Below are 15,506 nucleotides of genomic sequence, written 5' to 3'. Positions count from 1 at the left end.
AAGGGGGCGCCTGTATGGCCTGATTGTGCTTGATGATCGCGCGCCGGGTGCGGGCTGGGGCTTAATCGGTGCAGCGCATTCGGGTTTGGCTGAAAGGCACAGCTCGGCGCGCAGCCCTGGGCTTACGCAGCCGCCACGGCGCGCGTGAGCGCCAAGGTGTTGTGGCGCAACATATCGACGTAGGTCGGGGCCGTGCCGTCGGGGGCCGAGAGCGCGTCGGAGTACAGCCGCCCAGCCGGGCGCAGGCCGGTTTCACGCCCGATCTGCTCGATCAGACGCGGGTCGGTCACGTTTTCGACGAACAAGGCCCGAATCCGCTCTTCGCGGATCTGCTGCACCAGCCGGGCGATGCCGCGCGCCGTCGGTTCGCTGTCGGCGCTCACCCCGCGCGCCGCCATGAAGCGCACGTTGTAGGCCTGGCCGTAGTAGGCAAAGGCGTCGTGGGCGACGATCACGCGCCGCTGCGCCACCTCGATCGGCGCCCAGGCGGCGCGGATGTAGTCATCGAGCTGCGCCAAAACGGCGTCGTAAGCCTGCGCGCGCTGGCGGTAAAAGTCGCAGCCGGCGGCGTCGGCAGCGCACAAAGCGTCGGCGATGTTGCGCACGTAGACGCGCACGTGGGCCACGTTTTGCCAAGCGTGCGGGTCGTGCTCGCCGTGGTCGTGGCCATGACCGTGCCCGTGACCATGCCGGTGGCCGTGGCCGGGGTTGCGCAACGGCTCGATGCCGCGGCTGAGCACCACGTGCTGGCCACGGAAGTTGGCGCTGCGCAGCAAGCGCGGCATCCAGCCCTCGAAGCCCAGCCCGTTGGAAAACACCAGCCGCGCCTGCCCCACCAAGCGCGCCTGCGCTGGCCGTGGCTGGAACACGTGGGCGTCGCTGTCGGGCCCGATGAGCTGCGTGAGCTGCACCCGCTCGCCCCCGACTTGCTGCACCAAATCACCCAAAATGCTAAAACTCGCCACCACTGGCAGCGCGGCGGGTGTGGCGGTCGCCCAAGCCGCGCCACCCACCCCCGCCAAGCCCAAACCGGCCACCAAACCGCGGCCAAAAATCCGTCGTTTCATGCGATTACCCTTTCAAATGCACTGCAGACACCGAGCGCTGCCGCCAAACCCCAAAGCGGCCCAAAATCATCGACAGCAGCCACAGCGCGCCCAACGCGATCACGATGGCCGGGCTGGTCGGCCAGTCGGCGTGGTACGAGAGCAGCAAACCGGCCACGCAGCACACCAGCGCCAGCGCCGGCGCGAGCCAGAGCAGCGATCCGATGCGGCGCACCCAGAACCGCGCCGCCGCTGCGGGCAAGACCATGATCGCCACCGCCATCAGCGTGCCCAAGGCATGGAAACCGGCCACCAGATTGATCACCACCAGCACCAAAAAACCGTAGTGCGCCAGCGCGCTCCAGCGCGGGCTGTGGGCGCGCAAAAAATCGGGGTCTAGGCATTCCAGCACCAGCGCGCGGTAGAGCAGGCGCATGGCCAGCAGCGTGATCAGCGCTATGCCCAGCAGCAGCGCCAGCGCGGCGTCGTCGAGCGCCAGCACGGTGCCAAACAGCACGTGCAACAGATCGACCTGGCTGCCGTAGGTCGAGATGATCAGCACCCCCAGCGCCAGCGAGAGCAGGTAAAAGGCCGCCAGTGAGGTGTCTTCGCGCAGCACCGTGCTGCGCGCCACTAGGCCCGAAGCCACCGCCACCACCAGCCCGGCCACGATGCCGCCCAGCGTCATCGCCCCCAGCGACAGGCCCGAGATCAAAAAGCCCACCGCCGCGCCCGGCAAAATGGCGTGCGCCATGGCGTCGCCGGTCAGGCTCATGCGGCGCAGCATCAGGAACACGCCCACCGGGGCCGCGCTCAGGCTCAGCAGCACGCAACCCAGCAGCGCGCGCTGCATGAAGCTAAACGCCCACAAGGGTTCAAGCCAGGCCAGCGCGGCCATCAGAGCACCCCGGCTGCGCGTGCGGGCGCTGCCTGAACCTGGGACCGGGACGGTTGGGCGCTATGGCCGGAGCCGTGCTCTTCGTGGCGGTGGCTGTCACCGTGCGCGTGTTCGTGCGCGTGTTCGTGCACATGGTGCCCATGCACCGCCGGCTCCGCCTCGGCTTCGCACCAGGGCGCGCCCTCGTCGAAGGCTTCGCGCATATTCATGGCGCGGCGCAGGTTGGCGGGCGTGAGCACGGCGGCGGTGGCACCAAAAGCGATGGGTTCACGCGCCAGCAGCAGGGTGTGCGCAAAGTGCCGGCGCACCAAGCTCAGGTCGTGCAGCACCACCAGCACGGTCTTGCCAGCGGCGCTCCAGCGCTCGAGCAACTGAAGCAAGTCGAGCGTGGTGCCCTCATCGACGGCGGCAAAGGGCTCGTCGAGCAGCAGCAGGTCGGCGTCTTGCAAGATCAGACGCGCAAACAAGGCGCGCTGAAACTGCCCGCCCGACAAGGTGTCGATGGTGCGGCGCTCAAAGCCCTGCAGGCCGACGCTGGCCAAGGCCTCGAGGCAGCGCTGGCGCTGCGCCGCGCTCCAGCGCCCGAGGGCGCCGCTCTGGTGCCACAGGCCGTACTGCACCATATCCAGCACCGTGACCGGAAAGCTGCGGTCGATCTGCGGCGTCTGCGGCAGATACGCCACGCGCTGCCCAGCCAAGCAGTCGATGCGCCCGGTGAGCGGCCGCAACTGGCCCGCCAGCGCCCGCAGCAGCGTCGATTTGCCGGCGCCGTTGGGGCCGACGATAGCCAGTTTGGAACCCGCCGGGCAAAACAGAGACAAATGGTGCACCGCCGGATGGCGCTCGTAGCCCAGCGTGAGGTTGTGCAGCCTAAGCCCCAGCCCAGCTGCCGGCTGACTGTCGGGCGCGGCAACCGACGCACCCGCTCCCGCACCGGCCCCAGCGGCATAAGGAGGGGCTGCAGGTGGTGCAGGTTCAGGCACGCGCAACCGCGCTGCAGCAGCCGAAGCCGATGCCGCCAGCGGCTGGAACCAAGAAAGCAAAGACTTGATGGGCACCTTGTTGCAACTCGATTGCGTTAATATCGGGATCATAACGCAACTTTGTTGCAGCAGCCGAGTCCATGACCATGACCATGCCCCAAACCGCCGCCCCCTCATCCAGCCCGCTCACACCCGAGCTGCTCGAGCGCTTGCACCGCGCTGGCTTGCGGGTCACGCCGGCCACGCGCGCCGTGCTGGGCCTGTTTGCCGCCGACCCCTGCGCCGCGCGCTGCCACTTCGAGGTGCTGGCGCAGCTGCAGGCGCGCGGCCTGCTCATCAACCGCGTCACCTTGTACCGGCTGCTCGATCGGCTCGCCGCCTGCGGTGTGCTGCTGCGCCACGCCGACGCGCACGAGCGCCGCTGGCGCTTCACCTGGGCCGGCAACGGCGCCGCCGCGCTGGCGCAACCGCGCTTTGAGTGCGACGCCTGCCACTGCCTGCTGCCGCTGCCTGCGGCGGCGCTCGAGGCGCAGCAGCTGGCGCAGAGCTGGAGCGAGCGCATGACCGCGCTCGGGCACCAGCCGCAGCGGCTCGATTTCACCTTGCACGGCACCTGCGCCGACTGCCTCCAACCCCACGCGCGCCCATGATTTTCAGCTCCGCCCTTCGCTACGCTTGGCCCAGCGGCCCTACGCTCGACTTTCCCGACCTGGAGCTGGCCAGCGGCGGCGCGTTGCTGTTGCGCGGCCCCTCGGGCAGTGGCAAGTCCACTTGGCTGGCGCTGCTGGCCGGGCTGCTCACGCCCAGCGCCGGCGTGCTCGAAGTCGCCGGCACGCACCCGGCGCAGCTGGCGCAAGCCGAACGCGACGCTTGGCGTGCGCGCCACATCGGCTTTTTGCCCCAGCGCGGCCTGCTCAGCCAGGCCTTGAGCGTGCACGACAACTTGCAACTGGTGGCCTACGCCGGTCAGCAGCCGCTGGATCGCGCGCACACCCAGCACCTGATCGAGGCCCTTGGGCTGGGCGGTTTGCTTCAGCGGCGCCCGCACCAGCTCTCGACCGGGCAGGCGCTGCGCGTGGCGCTGGCGCGGGCGCTGTTGCGCCGCCCGGCCGTGCTGCTGGCCGATGAGCCCACCGCCAGCCTCGACGACGACCTCGCCGCCCAAGCCATGGCGCTCATCAGCCAGCACGCGCAGCAGCATGCCGCCACGCTGGTGGTGGCCACACACGACCAGCGTGCCGTGCAAGCGCTGCCGCACGCGCGCACCCTGCGCTTGCAGCCACACGCGGGGGCGCAAGCATGAACACCCTTGGCCTGTCGTGGCGCTACCTCTGGTCGCGCCCCTTGAGCACGGTGCTCAACCTGCTCATGCTCAGCTTGGGCGTAGCGGCCATGGTGTTCGTGCTTAGCGCGCGCGAGCAGCTCACAAACACCTTTGAGCGCGACCTGGCCGGCATCGACGCCGTGGTCGGCGCCAAGGGCAGCCCGATCCAGCTCATCATGTCGGGCGTATTCCACCTCGACGTGCCGCCGGGCAACATCCGCTTGGCCGATCTGGAACAACTGCGCCAACACCCGCAAGTGGCCGCGATCATCCCGCTCAGCTTGGGCGACAACCTGGGCGGCTACCGCATCGTCGGCACCACCCCGGACTATGTCGCGCTCTATGGCGCCGAACTGGCCCAAGGCCAGCTCTGGAACGCGCCGATGCAAGCCGTTCTGGGTGCCCAAGTGGCGGCCAGCAGCGGCTTGGGTCTGGGCCAAAGTTTCGTCGGCGTGCACGGGCTGGACCCGGTCGGCAAGGCGCACGATCAATGGCCCTACACCATCACCGGCATCTTGGCGCCTTGCGGTTGCGTGCTCGACCGGCTGGTGCTCACCGCCACCGAATCGGTCTGGCTGGTGCACGACGATCTGCACGGCATGGCGCAGATGAGCCCCGAGGAACGCGCCGCCGTCGAGGCCGAGCGCGAAGTCACCATGGCCCTGATCCGCTACACCACGCCGCTGGCCGCCGTCACCTTCCCGCGCTTCGTCAACGAGCAGACCAATATGCAGGCCGCCGCCCCGGCGCTCGAGCTCACGCGGTTGCTCACGCTGCTGGGCGCGGGCACCCAAGTGCTGCAGGGCTTTGGCCTGACGCTGCTGCTCATGGCCGCGCTGTCGGTGTTCGTGGCGCTGTGGCAAGCGGTGCGCGAGCGCGAGGCCGATCTGGCCATGCTGCGCATGCTGGGCACGCCGCCGCGGCGCTTGGTCGCTTTGTTGCTGACCGAGGCCTTTGCGCTGGCGCTGTTGGCGCTGCTGCTGGGGCTGGCGCTGGCCCAAGGCTTGCTGGCGGCCCTGGGCGGCTGGTTGCCCACGGGTGCCGCCACCTTGGTGCAGGCCGCACACTGGAGCCCGACGCTGTTGTGGGTGCCGCTGGGGGTGTTGCTGCTGGCGCTGCTGGCGGCGGCCCTGCCGGCTTGGCGCGTGCACCGGCTCGACGTTTTGACCCTACTCAACCGGAGCTAAAACCCCATGAACCCGATGAAAACCACCCACCGCACCCTGCTGGCCCTGCTCGCCAGCGCCGCCTTGGCCCTGCCCGTCTGGGCCAGCCCAACCACGCCGACCACGCCTGCTGCCCCGCACGGCCACACCCACGGCCAGCAGCACACCCCGGCGCAGATTCAGCAAGACATCCAACGCCACCAGGCGATGGCCGCGGCGCACCAGGCGGCCGCTGAATGCCTGCAAGCCGGGCGCGGCGAACGCGTCTGCCACCAGGCCCTGCGCGCCGCCTGCACCGGCATCGCCTTGGGCAACTACTGCGGCATGCGCCATGTCCACTGACAAAGGGCTTTGGCTGCGGCGCTCTTGGTTGCGCCGCATCGCAGCCCTGGGCGCCACCGCCATCGCCGCACCCGTGTTTGGGCAGAATGCGCCGGCGGCTGGCGCTGCTGGCGCCCCCAATGCGCCCGCGGCTCCCGACGCGGCTGGGATTCCTGGCGCCGCTGGCCACCCCAACCCACTGGCCGGCGGCACCGGCATGGGCTACCACAGTCCCCTAAGCGCCTTTGCCCCACTGCCCCAGCGCAGCGACGTGGTGCCGTGGTCCACCCTGGCCGATTTCACCACCCGCACCGAACGCCAGCGCGTGGTGCAGGTGTATTCCGCCGCCATATTGGCGCTGGATCAGCGCACCGTGCGCCTGCAGGGCTTCATGACGCCGCTCGACCCCGGCACGCGCCAAGTGCATTTTTTGCTCAGCTCGGTGCCGCTCACCTGCCCCTTTTGCACCCCCGGCGGCCCCGAAAGCCTGGTGCAAGTGCGTGCCCGGCGCCCTATTCGCTACAGCATGGGTGCCGTCGTCGTCGAAGGCCGCTTTCACGTGCTGCACAACGACTCGCTGGGCTTTTTTTATCGCATCACTCAGGCTATCGAGGTCGATTGAGCGCCCTGCTCTAGGTGCACCCAATCGACGATCTCGCCCTTGGGGGTGTGGTGCTTTCGACCAGCTCTTGCTGCAGGATCGGTGGCGTGATTGTCTAGCCGGCGAGTCGTGCAAAATTGCTTTGCATGGCCTGAAGCACTTGGGTCACGGTGGTTTTGCGCAGCGCGAGACCTTCGGCCAAATCCAGTGCCTTGCTATCCCGGGCAGTAAGTCAGGTCATACGGCGGCGCCAGCTGCCAGCTGCCAGCTGCCGTCGGCTTCCATCACGAACGACAGGTTCTTGGCGTGGTCATACGCCAGTGAATCAGCCTATCACATCGAGCGCTTTCGCGCCTTGGTGTAGGCGCGCTGACGGGTGGCGACTGCTGCTTTCAGGCGCATGTCCTCAATCGACTTCGATTGCAAGACCAGCACGGGGGATAGGTCATGGAGGGCGTTGAGCGCCTCCAGAATGCGCGCAAAAGTCTCGAGCGTGCAGCGGCCCGTGCGCTCGAAGTTTCCGAGCGTCTTGTTGGAGATGCCGACGCGCTGCGCCAACTCGTCAACCGAGAGGTTGAGCGCCAGCCGCCGAGCCCGGGCGCGCTGACCCAGCTCCAAGCAGACTTCCTCGGGCAGTGCAAGCGCGAAATCGACCATTTTTATACCTGAAGGCTTGGATATCCAGCCATTACAGGAAGAATTGCAGCCAATAGCAGCCCTGCAGTCAAAGCGTTTTCGCCCTCGGGGGTGGTGCCTTCGACCTGCTCTTGCAGGTTGCTTGGGTGCACCGCCTTGTCGCAGTGCTCCCCAACCTACCCCATCGACTGTTCTGGATGCTGTTTGGCCCGGCGCGCGTTCAGCCAAGCGCTGCGCACCAAAACCCAAAGCACGCCCAGCATGGCTGCGGCCATGGCCGCCACCACGAGCATCATCAAGCGCGCGGGTGAGACCGGGTGAGCAGGGGCAAAAACCGGCTCGATCGTGCGCGTGGGCTGCGTCAAGGGGCTCTGCAATGCGGTCTCGTACATAGAAATCGTACTGCGCACAGCAAAAACCTCGGCTTGCATTTGCGTCAGCATCATGTTGGCAAGCATGATCTGATTGAACCTGGAATCTGGAACCCGATCGACAACGGCCAGTTGCGACAACTTATTCAGGCGCATTTGACTCGCCTCCAACTGCTCCCGGTTTGAAGCCAGTTCGCTGCGCAGGTTGTCAATTCTGGGTTGGGCAAATTCATTGTGTATGCGCACCAGTTCGGCCAAAGTTGCTTCGGTTTGCATTTTTGCCTGCTCGCGGCTCGGAGCGCGCACTTTGAGCTCGATCAACGGCGATGCATCGGCTTGGGTTGCTCGAACCAGTTGCGCTTGAATTCGACCGGCATCAGCGCCAGAGCGGATTGCATTGATCCAATCTTGGTCTGTGGTTGCTTCAGCAATACGCTGCTGAAAAGTCAAAGACCGCAGACGCTCAACCGCAAGCAACGGCGACTCGACCGGCTGGCGCGTCACATTTACCTGCCCAACCTGCCCAACCTGCCCAACCTGAATCAGTGCCGTGGCCTGATAAACAGACGGACTGAGCATGCCAATGCCCACGCCCAAGGCAATACCAACTGCCAAGAAAGCGAGCAGCGTCTTCCACGCCCCGATCAAGGTATCCCACAAGTCAAGCAGGCTGATTTCGTCGTCGTTTGAATTCATTGTTTGATTCTACCGCACCACCCCCTGCCCCACCGCCTGCTCTAGGTGCACCCAATCCACGATCTCGCCCTCGGGGGTGTAGCCTTCGACCAGCTCTTGCAGCAGCAAGCGCAGCAGCGCGGCGTCGCGCAGCTCAACGCTGTCACCCTGTTTGCAGCCCGCTAAGGGCTGGCGCCGCTGCCAACGGGGCAACGCAAAACACTGTTGCAAAAGCGCTTTGAAGAGTTGTTGACGTAAGACCTGAAAAACCGTAGCTACGGCGTTTCCAGCAACCCCGCCGCCTCGGCAGGTGTCACGATGCGCACGCCCAGGTAGTTGCCGCCCAGGCTGTGCAAATGCTGATCGCCAGAGGCAATCAAATGGGCGCGTGCTTCCACTGCACACGCCAAAACCTGATCATCATCGGCATCCTTGGCAATCACTCTTGGCACCTGCTGGGGCACCACCAGCGTGACCATGGCGCTGTAGTGCGCCACCAGTGCCTGCGCCGTGGTTTGCAGCGCTGTGATGCGCTTGGTCAGCTTGGCATAGTGCAGGGTCTGACTCAACTCATCGACCAGCACCGGGCTGCTGTACAGCGCAATGGTGTCAGTTAGCGCCAGCTCCAGCAAGCGGCGCGCATGGCCGCCCCACAACAAACCAGACACCACCACATTGGTATCGAGCACCAGGCGCAGCCGGATGCCTCTGAGGCTGCTACCGCTCAATGGGCCTCCTGCTTGCTGCGCTGGGCACGCACTGCCTGCACCTGTTCATCAATCATCTGCTCGATCTCGGGCGTCAATTCCTCGGGCGGTGCGCTGGCCCATAGGGCGCGCAAGGATTCGCCTGCCTGGCGCTTGAGCTGCTCGCGTAGCATGGCCTCCAGCGCTTGCGGTGTGAGCAGGCCAGCGGCTTGTGCGCTTTGTGCCAGCACATCGGGCAATTCAACTTGAACGGTGGTCATGGGGATTCCTTTGTTAGCGGCCAAAAACCAAGTCTACAACGTGACCGTGGGCGACAGCGCCGAAGTCCAAGCACTGGCGTTTTTTTGCTTGCAGCGCCCTGCGGGCAGCTCACAGTCGGCCCTGCCCCACCGCCTGCTCTAGGTGCACCCAATCGACGATCTCGCCGTCGGGGGTGTAGCCTTCGACCAGCTCTTGCAGCAGCAGGCGCAGCAGCGCCACGTCGTTGACTTGCAGCGCCAGTTCGAGCGTGGCCAGCTTGGGCTGCAGCTGCGGCCAGGGCCAGCTGGCTTCGTGCGCTTTCATGATGCGTGGGTGCACCGTGGGCTGGGGGTCGTTGCCGATGAGCAGCTCTTCGTACAGCTTTTCGCCCGGGCGCAAGCCGCTGATCTCGATGCCTATGTCGCCCTGCGGGTGTGCGGCGTCGCGCAGCGTCAGGCCCGAGAGCTCGACCATGCGCTGCGCGAGGTCGTAAATGCGCACCGGCTGGCCCATGTCGAGCACGAACACGTCGCCGCCCTTGGCCATGGCGCCGGCTTGGATCACCAGCTGCGCCGCCTCGGGTATGGTCATAAAAAAACGCGTCACCTCGGGGTGCGTGAGCGTGATCGGGCCGCCGTCGCGGATCTGCTGCCGAAACAGCGGCACCACCGAACCCGACGAACCCAACACATTGCCAAAGCGCACCATGCACATGCGGGTGCGGCCACGCAGCGCCGGTTCGGCGGCCAGCGCCTGCAAGGCGAGCTCGGCCAAGCGCTTGCTGGCGCCCATGACGTTGGTCGGGCGCACGGCTTTGTCGGTGCTCACCAGCACAAAATCGCTCACCCCATTGGCCGCCGCCGCCTGCGCCGCGCGCAGCGTGCCCCAGACGTTGTTGCGTATGCCCTCGGCCGGGTTGTGCTCCACCAGCGGCACATGCTTGTAGGCCGCGGCGTGATAGACCGTGTCGGGGCGCCAAGTGCGCATGATCTCGTCGAGCCGCGCCGCGTCTTGCACATTGGCCAGCAGCGGCACCCGGCGCACGCCGCCACAGAATGAGTCGTCTGGGTTGGTTGGGCTTGTGGATAAGCCATCGGCGCCGCCTGCGCCGCCCTCGCCTGCTTCGGCGTCATCAGCTCCATCGGCGCACAAGGCATGGAGCTCGCGCTCCAGCGCATAGAGCGCGTACTCGTTGTTTTCGAGCAGCAGCAGCACCGCCGGGCGCTGGCGCACGATCTGGCGGCAGATCTCGCTCCCGATCGAGCCCCCGGCACCGGTCACCAGCACCACCTTGCCGACGATGTTTTTGGCCAGCAAAATGTGGTTGGGCGCCACCGGCTCGCGCCCCAGCAGGTCGTCCACATCCAGTTCGTGCAGATCGGCGCTGCTGATGCGGCCGTGCGCTGCGTCGCTCCAGCGCGGCAGCGTGCGCAGCGCCACCCGCAGCGGGCGCAGGGTCTCGAGGATCTGGTTGCGGCGCGCGCGCTCCAGCTTGGGCATGGCCAGCAGCACCGTGCGCACCCCGGCTTTGTTGACCAGTGCGGGCACATCGGCCGGCGACACAATCGGCAAGCCGCCTAGCACCTGGCCATGCAAGCGCTCGTCGTCGTCGATGTAGCCGGCCAATTTCAGCTCTTGGCTGTGCGCCAGCACCCGGGCCAGTTCGCGCCCGGTTTGCCCAGCACCGTAGATCAGCGCCTTGGGCAAACTGCTGCGCGCCGACATATCTTGGTACAGGCCGCCCAGCCAATAGCGCGCCAACACCCGCGTAGCCCCCACCGCCACCCCCAGCAGCAAGGGCTGGATGATGCCCACACTGCGCGGCACCCCGGGCAGCCCCAGCACCGTCACCACGCCGGCGTACAACACGGCATAAAGCGCAAACACGCGCAACAGCGTCTGCGCTGCCGCCCAATCGGTGTAGCGGAAAATGACGCGGTAAAAGCCATTGACCACAAACAACGGGAGCGCAATGGCCAGCGCCGCCAGCGCCGCCAAATAGGGGCGGTACAAATTGTCAGCCGTACCCTGCCACGGCAACCAAAGGTCGAGCCGCAAATAAAACGCCAGCCACACCGTGAGCACGCACAACGCCCCATCCACCACCAGCGCCAGCGTGCGCTTGAGCGGGCGCGGCAGCGCCAATACGGTTTGCGCTGTACGCACCAGGTGTGAGCTCAATGCATTGCCTTTTTCGTCTTGTATCACTTTTGCTGCGCCATGCTTTGCACCGCATCAAGCAGCTCCCTTACCAAAATGCACAGCTCCTTGATCGTGGACTCCTCCACCTCCAAAAAGCCTTCATACTCAGCCAGATTTCTTTTTTGATGAGCGGCATCCAGTACCCTCCAGCGTGGGGCCGACCAACCCACAGTGTGCGTCAGACATTGAAAAACCGTGAACCTGTTCTCACTGCGATAGCCATGCCAACGCAGCGCAGCCAAGGCTGCCGCATGAGCGGCGTTATAGGCGCTGGTGAATCGCCCTTCTTGCGAAACTCGATCAAGCTGCGCGTCGGCCAAGCGGGTACGCGCCATTTCAAGCATTCGTTTAAATTCCGCTTCATTGCGCGGCTCGGCTTTTAACTGACCGATCCGCGCCAAATTTTCCAGTTCACGAGAGCTCATGGTGGGCCTTCTAGCAGCGTCAACACAGGCTGTGCCAACACCCTACTGACAAAAGAATCCGGCTCGCGCTGGCGCCTTTTAAATTCATCAAGCGTGTAGCAATTGGGATTGATCTTACGGCCCAGACGGGCCTCTGCCGGGATCAAGAGCTCCAGCACCTCGCTCAACAGCAGATCGTCGCCCACCAACATCAAGTCCACATCACTCTGTGCCGTATCCGTGTGCCGTGCGACCGAGCCATAGACCCAAGCGGCGTGTAGCTTCGGCACAAGGGGTCTCAAGGCCTCCTGCAACTGCGGCACTACGCCCAAAGTCTTGCGCGTCAACGCCACCAGTTCGGCATACACGGGGCTTGTGGGGTTGGCGTTGAAGCAACGCATGTTGCCCTTGCTCTCGGAGCACACCAAGCCCGCATCCACCAGACGATTCAACTCGCGCTGCAGCGACGCGCTCCCCAAGCCCGTCAGGCGTCGAAGCTCGCTGAAGTGATATTGACGCTCAGGCTGCCCAAAGAGCCACCGATACACTCTGGACTGGCTGTCGGAAAAGATGGCAGAAGCTATAGACATGTACAGAATTTAGCACGATCCATCCATTTTTTGGCACGAAAGCGCTCAGCCTCGCGCCCGGCGCCTCAACGTCCTCGCCACGCAGCACGGAGCCGAGATGCTCAACAGCACGCGCTGCACGGCGTCGGCCTCATTTGCCGTAAAGCTGGGGACGGCTCCTAGAAATCTGCATCCCTCGTCACCACCACAAAACCATCTTCCTTGGCACGCATCCACACCCCTTTGTCAGAGGCGGACTAGACCCGGTGTTCCCGGTCTGCCGCATAGGCCAGCACGGCCATGATGTCCTGCTCCGTCAGCTCCGGAAAATCGTCCAGCACATCCTGTTGTGACATGCCACTCGACAGCATAGAAAGGACGTCGTTCACAGAAATCCTCAAGCCTCTGATGCAGGGCCTGCCACCACGCTTGCCTGGTTCTAAAGTGATGCGATCCATCGCGTGCTCCACATCGAATGATCGTCCGGGATGTGACAGTTAGCTAGGAATCTGCTTGCAGGCCCGTCTCAAGGCTTCCCGGTCTGGAAATTCCCTTTGAACGTAATCGGCGATCGATCTCTTGCCTTGCCTTAGCAAGGCAATCTCGGATTTCGTCAATTGATCGGAAACCCACAAGTTAGCGGGCTTCGTTGGCTGTAAGGGCCTCGGGCTCAATACCGAAGATTTTGATGAAGTCATCTTGAAACCGCTCCTTAATCAAGAGGGCATGGGACAGCCTCTTGCCTTCTGGGCACTTCATCCATATTCGGGGCAGAGCCGCCCAGCGCAGCCAGACGTCGCGCCGCCTGAATGCGCACAAATGTCATCACGGCCTCGCGAAACAGATCGGACTTGTCCATGCCGGGGTCAGCCACTTCCAAGGCGCGCTGGTACAAGGCATCGTCGATGGTGATGGTGGTTCGCATGGCGGTTTTAGTCATCAAATTTGATGCAATCTTACATCGGCTTTGATTCTGCCCGTTGGCATGCGCGTAGAGCCGCGCACCTCGTCGCCTGCATGGTATGTGCACTCAATGCGCCACCCCGTCCCGCCGCAGCACCTTGAGTGCCGTGAGCCATAGGATTTGGATGTCAAAAGCCAGCGATTGGCGCTGGGCGTATTCGGCGTCGTAGCGCACCTTTATGGGGATGGGCAGTTCGTCGCGGCCGTTTACTTGGGCCCAGCCGGTCAGGCCGGGTTGCAGGTGGTGCACGCCGGCTTGGGTGCGCAACGCGATCAGGTCGTGCTGGTTGAATAGCGCCGGGCGCGGCCCCACAAAGCTCATATCGCCCTTGAGGATGCTCCAGATCTGGGGCAGTTCGTCGAGGCTGCTGCGGCGCAAAAAGGGGCCGATGGGTGTGAGCCAGCGCTGCGGGTCGGTGAGCAGGTGCGTGGCCACGGCCGGGGTGTCGGTGCGCATGCTGCGAAACTTGGGCATGTAAAAGTTGCGGTTGTTGCGCCCGACGCGCTCGCTCCAGTACAGGGCCGGCCCGGGCGAAGTCAGGCGCACCGCTAGGGCCACCAGCGCCAGCGGCAGCAGCAGCACTAGGGCGGCCAGCACAGCCAGCACCAAATCAAAACCGCGCTTCATGCAGCCGCCCCCATGCCGGCCGCTGCGCGCCTCAAGCCCTCATCCACCGAAACCGGCGGGCTCCAGCCCAGGGTGGTGCAGGTGTGGGCAATGTCTAGCTGCAAATTGCCCAGCAGGCGCCGCGCCTTCTCGCGCTGGCCCAGCACGGCCGCTGCCGCCATCAGGCTCCCAGTGGACACGGGCCACAAGCGCGCCGGGCGGCCCAAGGCCACGCCCATGCGCTGCAGCAGCTCGGCGGTGGACAGGTCGTGGCCGTCGCTGACCATAAAGGTCTGGTTGGCCGCAGCCGGGTGCTCTAGGCAGGTGCAGAGCAAATCCACGAGGTTGTCTAGGCCCACAAAACTGCGCCGGTTGCTGTGCGCCAGCCCCAGGGGCAAGGGCCAGCCGCGCTGCACCGCGCGCATCAGGGCGGCAAAGTTGGCCTTCACGCCCGGCCCATAGACCAAGGGCGGGCGCACGATCACCAGCTCTAGGCCGCTGGCAGCCGCCAGCGCGCGCAAACCCTGCTCGGCCTCGTGCTTCGACACGGCATAAGCGTCTTCGGGCTGGGGCAGGTCGTCGTGGCGAAAGGGGCGCCCGGCGGCGGTGTGCTCGCCGTTGACCTTGGCCGTGCTCACAAACACAAAGCGCCGCACCCCCGCCGCCACGGCCTGCTGCGCCAGGTGCAGGGTGCCAGCCGTGTTGGCTGCGCGAAAGGCGGCCAGCGGATCGGGCGCCGTGTCGTGCATGATGTGCACCCGCGCCGCCAAGTGCACCACGGCGCTGCACCCGCGCAACAAGCCAGACCAATCTTGGCTGGTGTGCAGCTGCGCCACCCCGGCCAGTGCGCCGCCCGCCATGCGGTGCTCGTGCCGCGCGCTGCCCGATACCGCAAACCCAGCATCGTGCAAACGGCGCTCGAGCGCTTGGCCCACAAAGCCGGATACGCCGGTGATCAAAACGCCTGTGCGGGTGCTGGTGGTGTTGGGGGTGCTGGAGTTGGGTGGGTTTGATGTCATGTGGAGGATTGGGCCGCCGGCCGGTTTGTGCTCAAAGCTGCGGCTCATCAACCGCGCGTAAGGCCATACACCAGCAGCCCCAGCCACTCGTGCAAAGCCGTTTGCCAGCGCAGCAGGCTACGGGCCAATGAATACTCGGTGAGCGGCGTGCTGGTGCCCGTGCGAAAGTCCACCGGATAGGGTGTCACGCGGCAGCCCTGCGCCTGAAACTCGGCCATGGCGCGGGGCATATGCCAGGCCGATGTGAGCAGTAGCCAAGGCTGCTGGCAGCGCGGCCCCAGCAGTTGCGCCACCTTGATGGCGTTTTCGCGCGTGTTGCGGGCGCCGCCTTCAAGGTGCACGCGGCGCATGTCCAGCCCCTGCTGCGCAAAAAACACGCCTGCCAGCTCGGCCTCGGTCGTGCCGGTGGGCAGCAGCCGCCCTTCGCCACCCGAAAATACCAGCTCCAGTGTAGGGTGCTGGCGCATCAAATACAGCGGCGCCGTCATGCGCTCGGCTGCATCGCCCAGGGGCACTTGGCCGTGGGCCGCAAAACTGCTTGGATGCCCGGTGGCCCCACCCAGCACAATCACACCCACATGCTGCCCCACGGTGTGCGCGGGCGGCGCAGCGTAGCGGTTCTCGAGTGGCCGCAGCAACGCATCGGGCAGCGCCATGAACCCCAGCAAACCCAACACCACCAAACCCGCCCAAAGCATAGACATGCCCAGCACACGGCGGCGCCACAGCACCAGCAAGGCCAGACCCCACCACAGCGCCAGCCAAAACATGGGC

The 15,506-nt window shown here is 65.4% G+C and carries 21 protein-coding genes and 1 pseudogene; 5 read left to right on the top strand and 17 right to left on the bottom strand.

Going from position 1 to position 15,506, the window contains the following annotated elements:
* Window positions 1–122: 122 nt before the first annotated feature.
* Genes SMCB_RS02795 through SMCB_RS02785 form a run of 3 tightly spaced genes read right to left on the bottom strand, consistent with a single transcriptional unit; the run spans window position 123 to window position 3,002 of the window.
* Window positions 123–1,067 (bottom strand): metal ABC transporter solute-binding protein, Zn/Mn family, encoded by a 945-nt coding sequence (locus SMCB_RS02795; RefSeq protein WP_082027194.1) that lies wholly within the window; start codon window positions 1,065–1,067, stop codon window positions 123–125.
* 4 nt (window positions 1,068–1,071) lie between these two features.
* Window positions 1,072–1,944, bottom strand: coding sequence for a metal ABC transporter permease (locus tag SMCB_RS02790; protein WP_045534911.1), 873 nt, complete (start codon window positions 1,942–1,944; stop codon window positions 1,072–1,074).
* A complete protein-coding gene (locus SMCB_RS02785; RefSeq protein WP_231851233.1) occupies window positions 1,944–3,002 on the bottom strand; it encodes a metal ABC transporter ATP-binding protein in 1,059 nt (352 codons plus the stop codon). The genes SMCB_RS02790 and SMCB_RS02785 overlap by 1 nt, the downstream gene beginning before the upstream one ends.
* 65 nt (window positions 3,003–3,067) lie before the next feature.
* Here SMCB_RS02785 and SMCB_RS12090 point away from each other — a divergent pair, with 65 nt between their 5' ends.
* From SMCB_RS12090 to SMCB_RS02760, 5 genes are read left to right on the top strand one after another with little or no spacing between them, the layout of a single operon-like run.
* A complete protein-coding gene (locus SMCB_RS12090; protein WP_052468384.1) occupies window positions 3,068–3,577 on the top strand; it encodes a hypothetical protein in 510 nt (169 codons plus the stop codon).
* The gene (locus SMCB_RS02775; RefSeq protein ID WP_045534910.1) at window positions 3,574–4,230 is read left to right on the top strand and encodes an ABC transporter ATP-binding protein; all 657 of its coding nucleotides are present in this window, start codon (window positions 3,574–3,576) and stop codon (window positions 4,228–4,230) included. Before SMCB_RS12090 ends, SMCB_RS02775 begins: the two co-directional genes overlap by 4 nt.
* Complete coding sequence (locus tag SMCB_RS02770; protein ID WP_045534909.1) at window positions 4,227–5,438, top strand: ABC transporter permease; 1,212 nt, start codon at window positions 4,227–4,229, stop codon at window positions 5,436–5,438. The genes SMCB_RS02775 and SMCB_RS02770 overlap by 4 nt, the downstream gene beginning before the upstream one ends.
* 15 nt (window positions 5,439–5,453) lie before the next feature.
* On the top strand, window positions 5,454–5,759 hold the full coding sequence (locus SMCB_RS02765; RefSeq protein WP_231851232.1) for a hypothetical protein: 306 nt from the start codon (window positions 5,454–5,456) through the stop codon (window positions 5,757–5,759).
* On the top strand, window positions 5,749–6,360 hold the full coding sequence (locus SMCB_RS02760) for a DUF3299 domain-containing protein (protein WP_052468383.1): 612 nt from the start codon (window positions 5,749–5,751) through the stop codon (window positions 6,358–6,360). Before SMCB_RS02765 ends, SMCB_RS02760 begins: the two co-directional genes overlap by 11 nt.
* A gap of 312 nt (window positions 6,361–6,672) precedes the next feature.
* Here SMCB_RS02760 and SMCB_RS02755 read toward each other — a convergent pair whose 3' ends face one another.
* From SMCB_RS02755 to SMCB_RS02700, 14 genes and pseudogenes are all read right to left on the bottom strand, one after another.
* Window positions 6,673–6,996, bottom strand: a complete 324-nt coding sequence (locus SMCB_RS02755) for a helix-turn-helix domain-containing protein (RefSeq protein ID WP_045534907.1) — start codon at window positions 6,994–6,996, stop codon at window positions 6,673–6,675.
* 155 nt (window positions 6,997–7,151) lie between these two features.
* Window positions 7,152–8,042 carry a Wzz/FepE/Etk N-terminal domain-containing protein gene (locus tag SMCB_RS12375; protein WP_082027192.1) on the bottom strand — a complete coding sequence of 297 codons (891 nt, stop codon included), beginning with the start codon at window positions 8,040–8,042 and terminating at the stop codon, window positions 7,152–7,154.
* 9 nt (window positions 8,043–8,051) lie between these two features.
* Window positions 8,052–8,234: a hypothetical protein gene (locus SMCB_RS02745; protein ID WP_144400248.1), complete on the bottom strand. Its 183-nt coding sequence runs from the start codon at window positions 8,232–8,234 to the stop codon at window positions 8,052–8,054.
* A 62-nt stretch (window positions 8,235–8,296) separates the two neighbouring features.
* Window positions 8,297–8,749, bottom strand: coding sequence for a putative toxin-antitoxin system toxin component, PIN family (locus SMCB_RS02740; RefSeq protein ID WP_082027191.1), 453 nt, complete (start codon window positions 8,747–8,749; stop codon window positions 8,297–8,299).
* Window positions 8,746–8,988, bottom strand: coding sequence for a hypothetical protein (locus SMCB_RS02735; protein ID WP_045534896.1), 243 nt, complete (start codon window positions 8,986–8,988; stop codon window positions 8,746–8,748). Before SMCB_RS02735 ends, SMCB_RS02740 begins: the two co-directional genes overlap by 4 nt.
* Before the next feature lie 109 nt (window positions 8,989–9,097).
* Window positions 9,098–11,149 (bottom strand): polysaccharide biosynthesis protein, encoded by a 2,052-nt coding sequence (locus SMCB_RS02730; RefSeq protein WP_275451289.1) that lies wholly within the window; start codon window positions 11,147–11,149, stop codon window positions 9,098–9,100.
* A 23-nt stretch (window positions 11,150–11,172) separates the two neighbouring features.
* Window positions 11,173–11,595 (bottom strand): hypothetical protein, encoded by a 423-nt coding sequence (locus tag SMCB_RS12370; RefSeq protein ID WP_082027190.1) that lies wholly within the window; start codon window positions 11,593–11,595, stop codon window positions 11,173–11,175.
* Entirely contained in the window at window positions 11,592–12,164 is a 573-nt protein-coding gene (locus SMCB_RS02725; protein ID WP_045534894.1) for a nucleotidyltransferase domain-containing protein, read from the bottom strand. The genes SMCB_RS12370 and SMCB_RS02725 overlap by 4 nt, the downstream gene beginning before the upstream one ends.
* A gap of 158 nt (window positions 12,165–12,322) precedes the next feature.
* A pseudogene (locus SMCB_RS12840) lies at window positions 12,323–12,388 on the bottom strand (DUF5615 family PIN-like protein); the annotation flags it as partial.
* Between the two features lie 12 nt (window positions 12,389–12,400).
* Window positions 12,401–12,601 (bottom strand): DUF433 domain-containing protein, encoded by a 201-nt coding sequence (locus SMCB_RS02720; RefSeq protein ID WP_045537472.1) that lies wholly within the window; start codon window positions 12,599–12,601, stop codon window positions 12,401–12,403.
* Between the two features lie 254 nt (window positions 12,602–12,855).
* Window positions 12,856–13,068, bottom strand: coding sequence for a type II toxin-antitoxin system VapB family antitoxin (locus SMCB_RS02715; protein WP_045534892.1), 213 nt, complete (start codon window positions 13,066–13,068; stop codon window positions 12,856–12,858).
* A gap of 105 nt (window positions 13,069–13,173) precedes the next feature.
* A complete protein-coding gene (locus SMCB_RS02710) occupies window positions 13,174–13,734 on the bottom strand; it encodes a sugar transferase (protein WP_045534890.1) in 561 nt (186 codons plus the stop codon).
* Entirely contained in the window at window positions 13,731–14,780 is a 1,050-nt protein-coding gene (locus tag SMCB_RS02705; protein WP_231851230.1) for a UDP-glucose 4-epimerase family protein, read from the bottom strand. Before SMCB_RS02705 ends, SMCB_RS02710 begins: the two co-directional genes overlap by 4 nt.
* On the bottom strand, window positions 14,780–15,502 hold the full coding sequence (locus SMCB_RS02700; RefSeq protein ID WP_045534887.1) for a YdcF family protein: 723 nt from the start codon (window positions 15,500–15,502) through the stop codon (window positions 14,780–14,782). The genes SMCB_RS02705 and SMCB_RS02700 overlap by 1 nt, the downstream gene beginning before the upstream one ends.
* Between the last annotated feature and the right edge of the window lie 4 nt (window positions 15,503–15,506).

The organism is Serpentinimonas maccroryi, assembly GCF_000828915.1.
GTDB classification, from domain to species: domain Bacteria; phylum Pseudomonadota; class Gammaproteobacteria; order Burkholderiales; family Burkholderiaceae_C; genus Serpentinimonas; species Serpentinimonas maccroryi.
This window is presented reverse-complemented; position numbering and strand designations above follow the sequence as displayed.

Coding starts and splice junctions, on each gene's coding strand:
- SMCB_RS02760 (WP_052468383.1), top strand. CDS start 5,749: ATGTCCACTGACAAAGGGCTTTGGCTGCGGCGCTCTTGGTTGCGCCGC.
- SMCB_RS02775 (WP_045534910.1), top strand. CDS start 3,574: ATGATTTTCAGCTCCGCCCTTCGCTACGCTTGGCCCAGCGGCCCTACG.
- SMCB_RS02765 (WP_231851232.1), top strand. CDS start 5,454: ATGAAAACCACCCACCGCACCCTGCTGGCCCTGCTCGCCAGCGCCGCC.
- SMCB_RS02705 (WP_231851230.1), bottom strand. CDS start 14,780: ATGAGCCGCAGCTTTGAGCACAAACCGGCCGGCGGCCCAATCCTCCAC.
- SMCB_RS02790 (WP_045534911.1), bottom strand. CDS start 1,944: ATGGCCGCGCTGGCCTGGCTTGAACCCTTGTGGGCGTTTAGCTTCATG.
- SMCB_RS12375 (WP_082027192.1), bottom strand. CDS start 8,042: ATGAATTCAAACGACGACGAAATCAGCCTGCTTGACTTGTGGGATACC.
- SMCB_RS12370 (WP_082027190.1), bottom strand. CDS start 11,595: ATGAGCTCTCGTGAACTGGAAAATTTGGCGCGGATCGGTCAGTTAAAA.
- SMCB_RS02725 (WP_045534894.1), bottom strand. CDS start 12,164: ATGTCTATAGCTTCTGCCATCTTTTCCGACAGCCAGTCCAGAGTGTAT.
- SMCB_RS02795 (WP_082027194.1), bottom strand. CDS start 1,067: ATGAAACGACGGATTTTTGGCCGCGGTTTGGTGGCCGGTTTGGGCTTG.
- SMCB_RS02710 (WP_045534890.1), bottom strand. CDS start 13,734: ATGAAGCGCGGTTTTGATTTGGTGCTGGCTGTGCTGGCCGCCCTAGTG.
- SMCB_RS12090 (WP_052468384.1), top strand. CDS start 3,068: ATGACCATGACCATGCCCCAAACCGCCGCCCCCTCATCCAGCCCGCTC.
- SMCB_RS02770 (WP_045534909.1), top strand. CDS start 4,227: ATGAACACCCTTGGCCTGTCGTGGCGCTACCTCTGGTCGCGCCCCTTG.
- SMCB_RS02755 (WP_045534907.1), bottom strand. CDS start 6,996: ATGGTCGATTTCGCGCTTGCACTGCCCGAGGAAGTCTGCTTGGAGCTG.
- SMCB_RS02700 (WP_045534887.1), bottom strand. CDS start 15,502: ATGTTTTGGCTGGCGCTGTGGTGGGGTCTGGCCTTGCTGGTGCTGTGG.
- SMCB_RS02735 (WP_045534896.1), bottom strand. CDS start 8,988: ATGACCACCGTTCAAGTTGAATTGCCCGATGTGCTGGCACAAAGCGCA.
- SMCB_RS02720 (WP_045537472.1), bottom strand. CDS start 12,601: ATGGATCGCATCACTTTAGAACCAGGCAAGCGTGGTGGCAGGCCCTGC.
- SMCB_RS02715 (WP_045534892.1), bottom strand. CDS start 13,068: ATGCGAACCACCATCACCATCGACGATGCCTTGTACCAGCGCGCCTTG.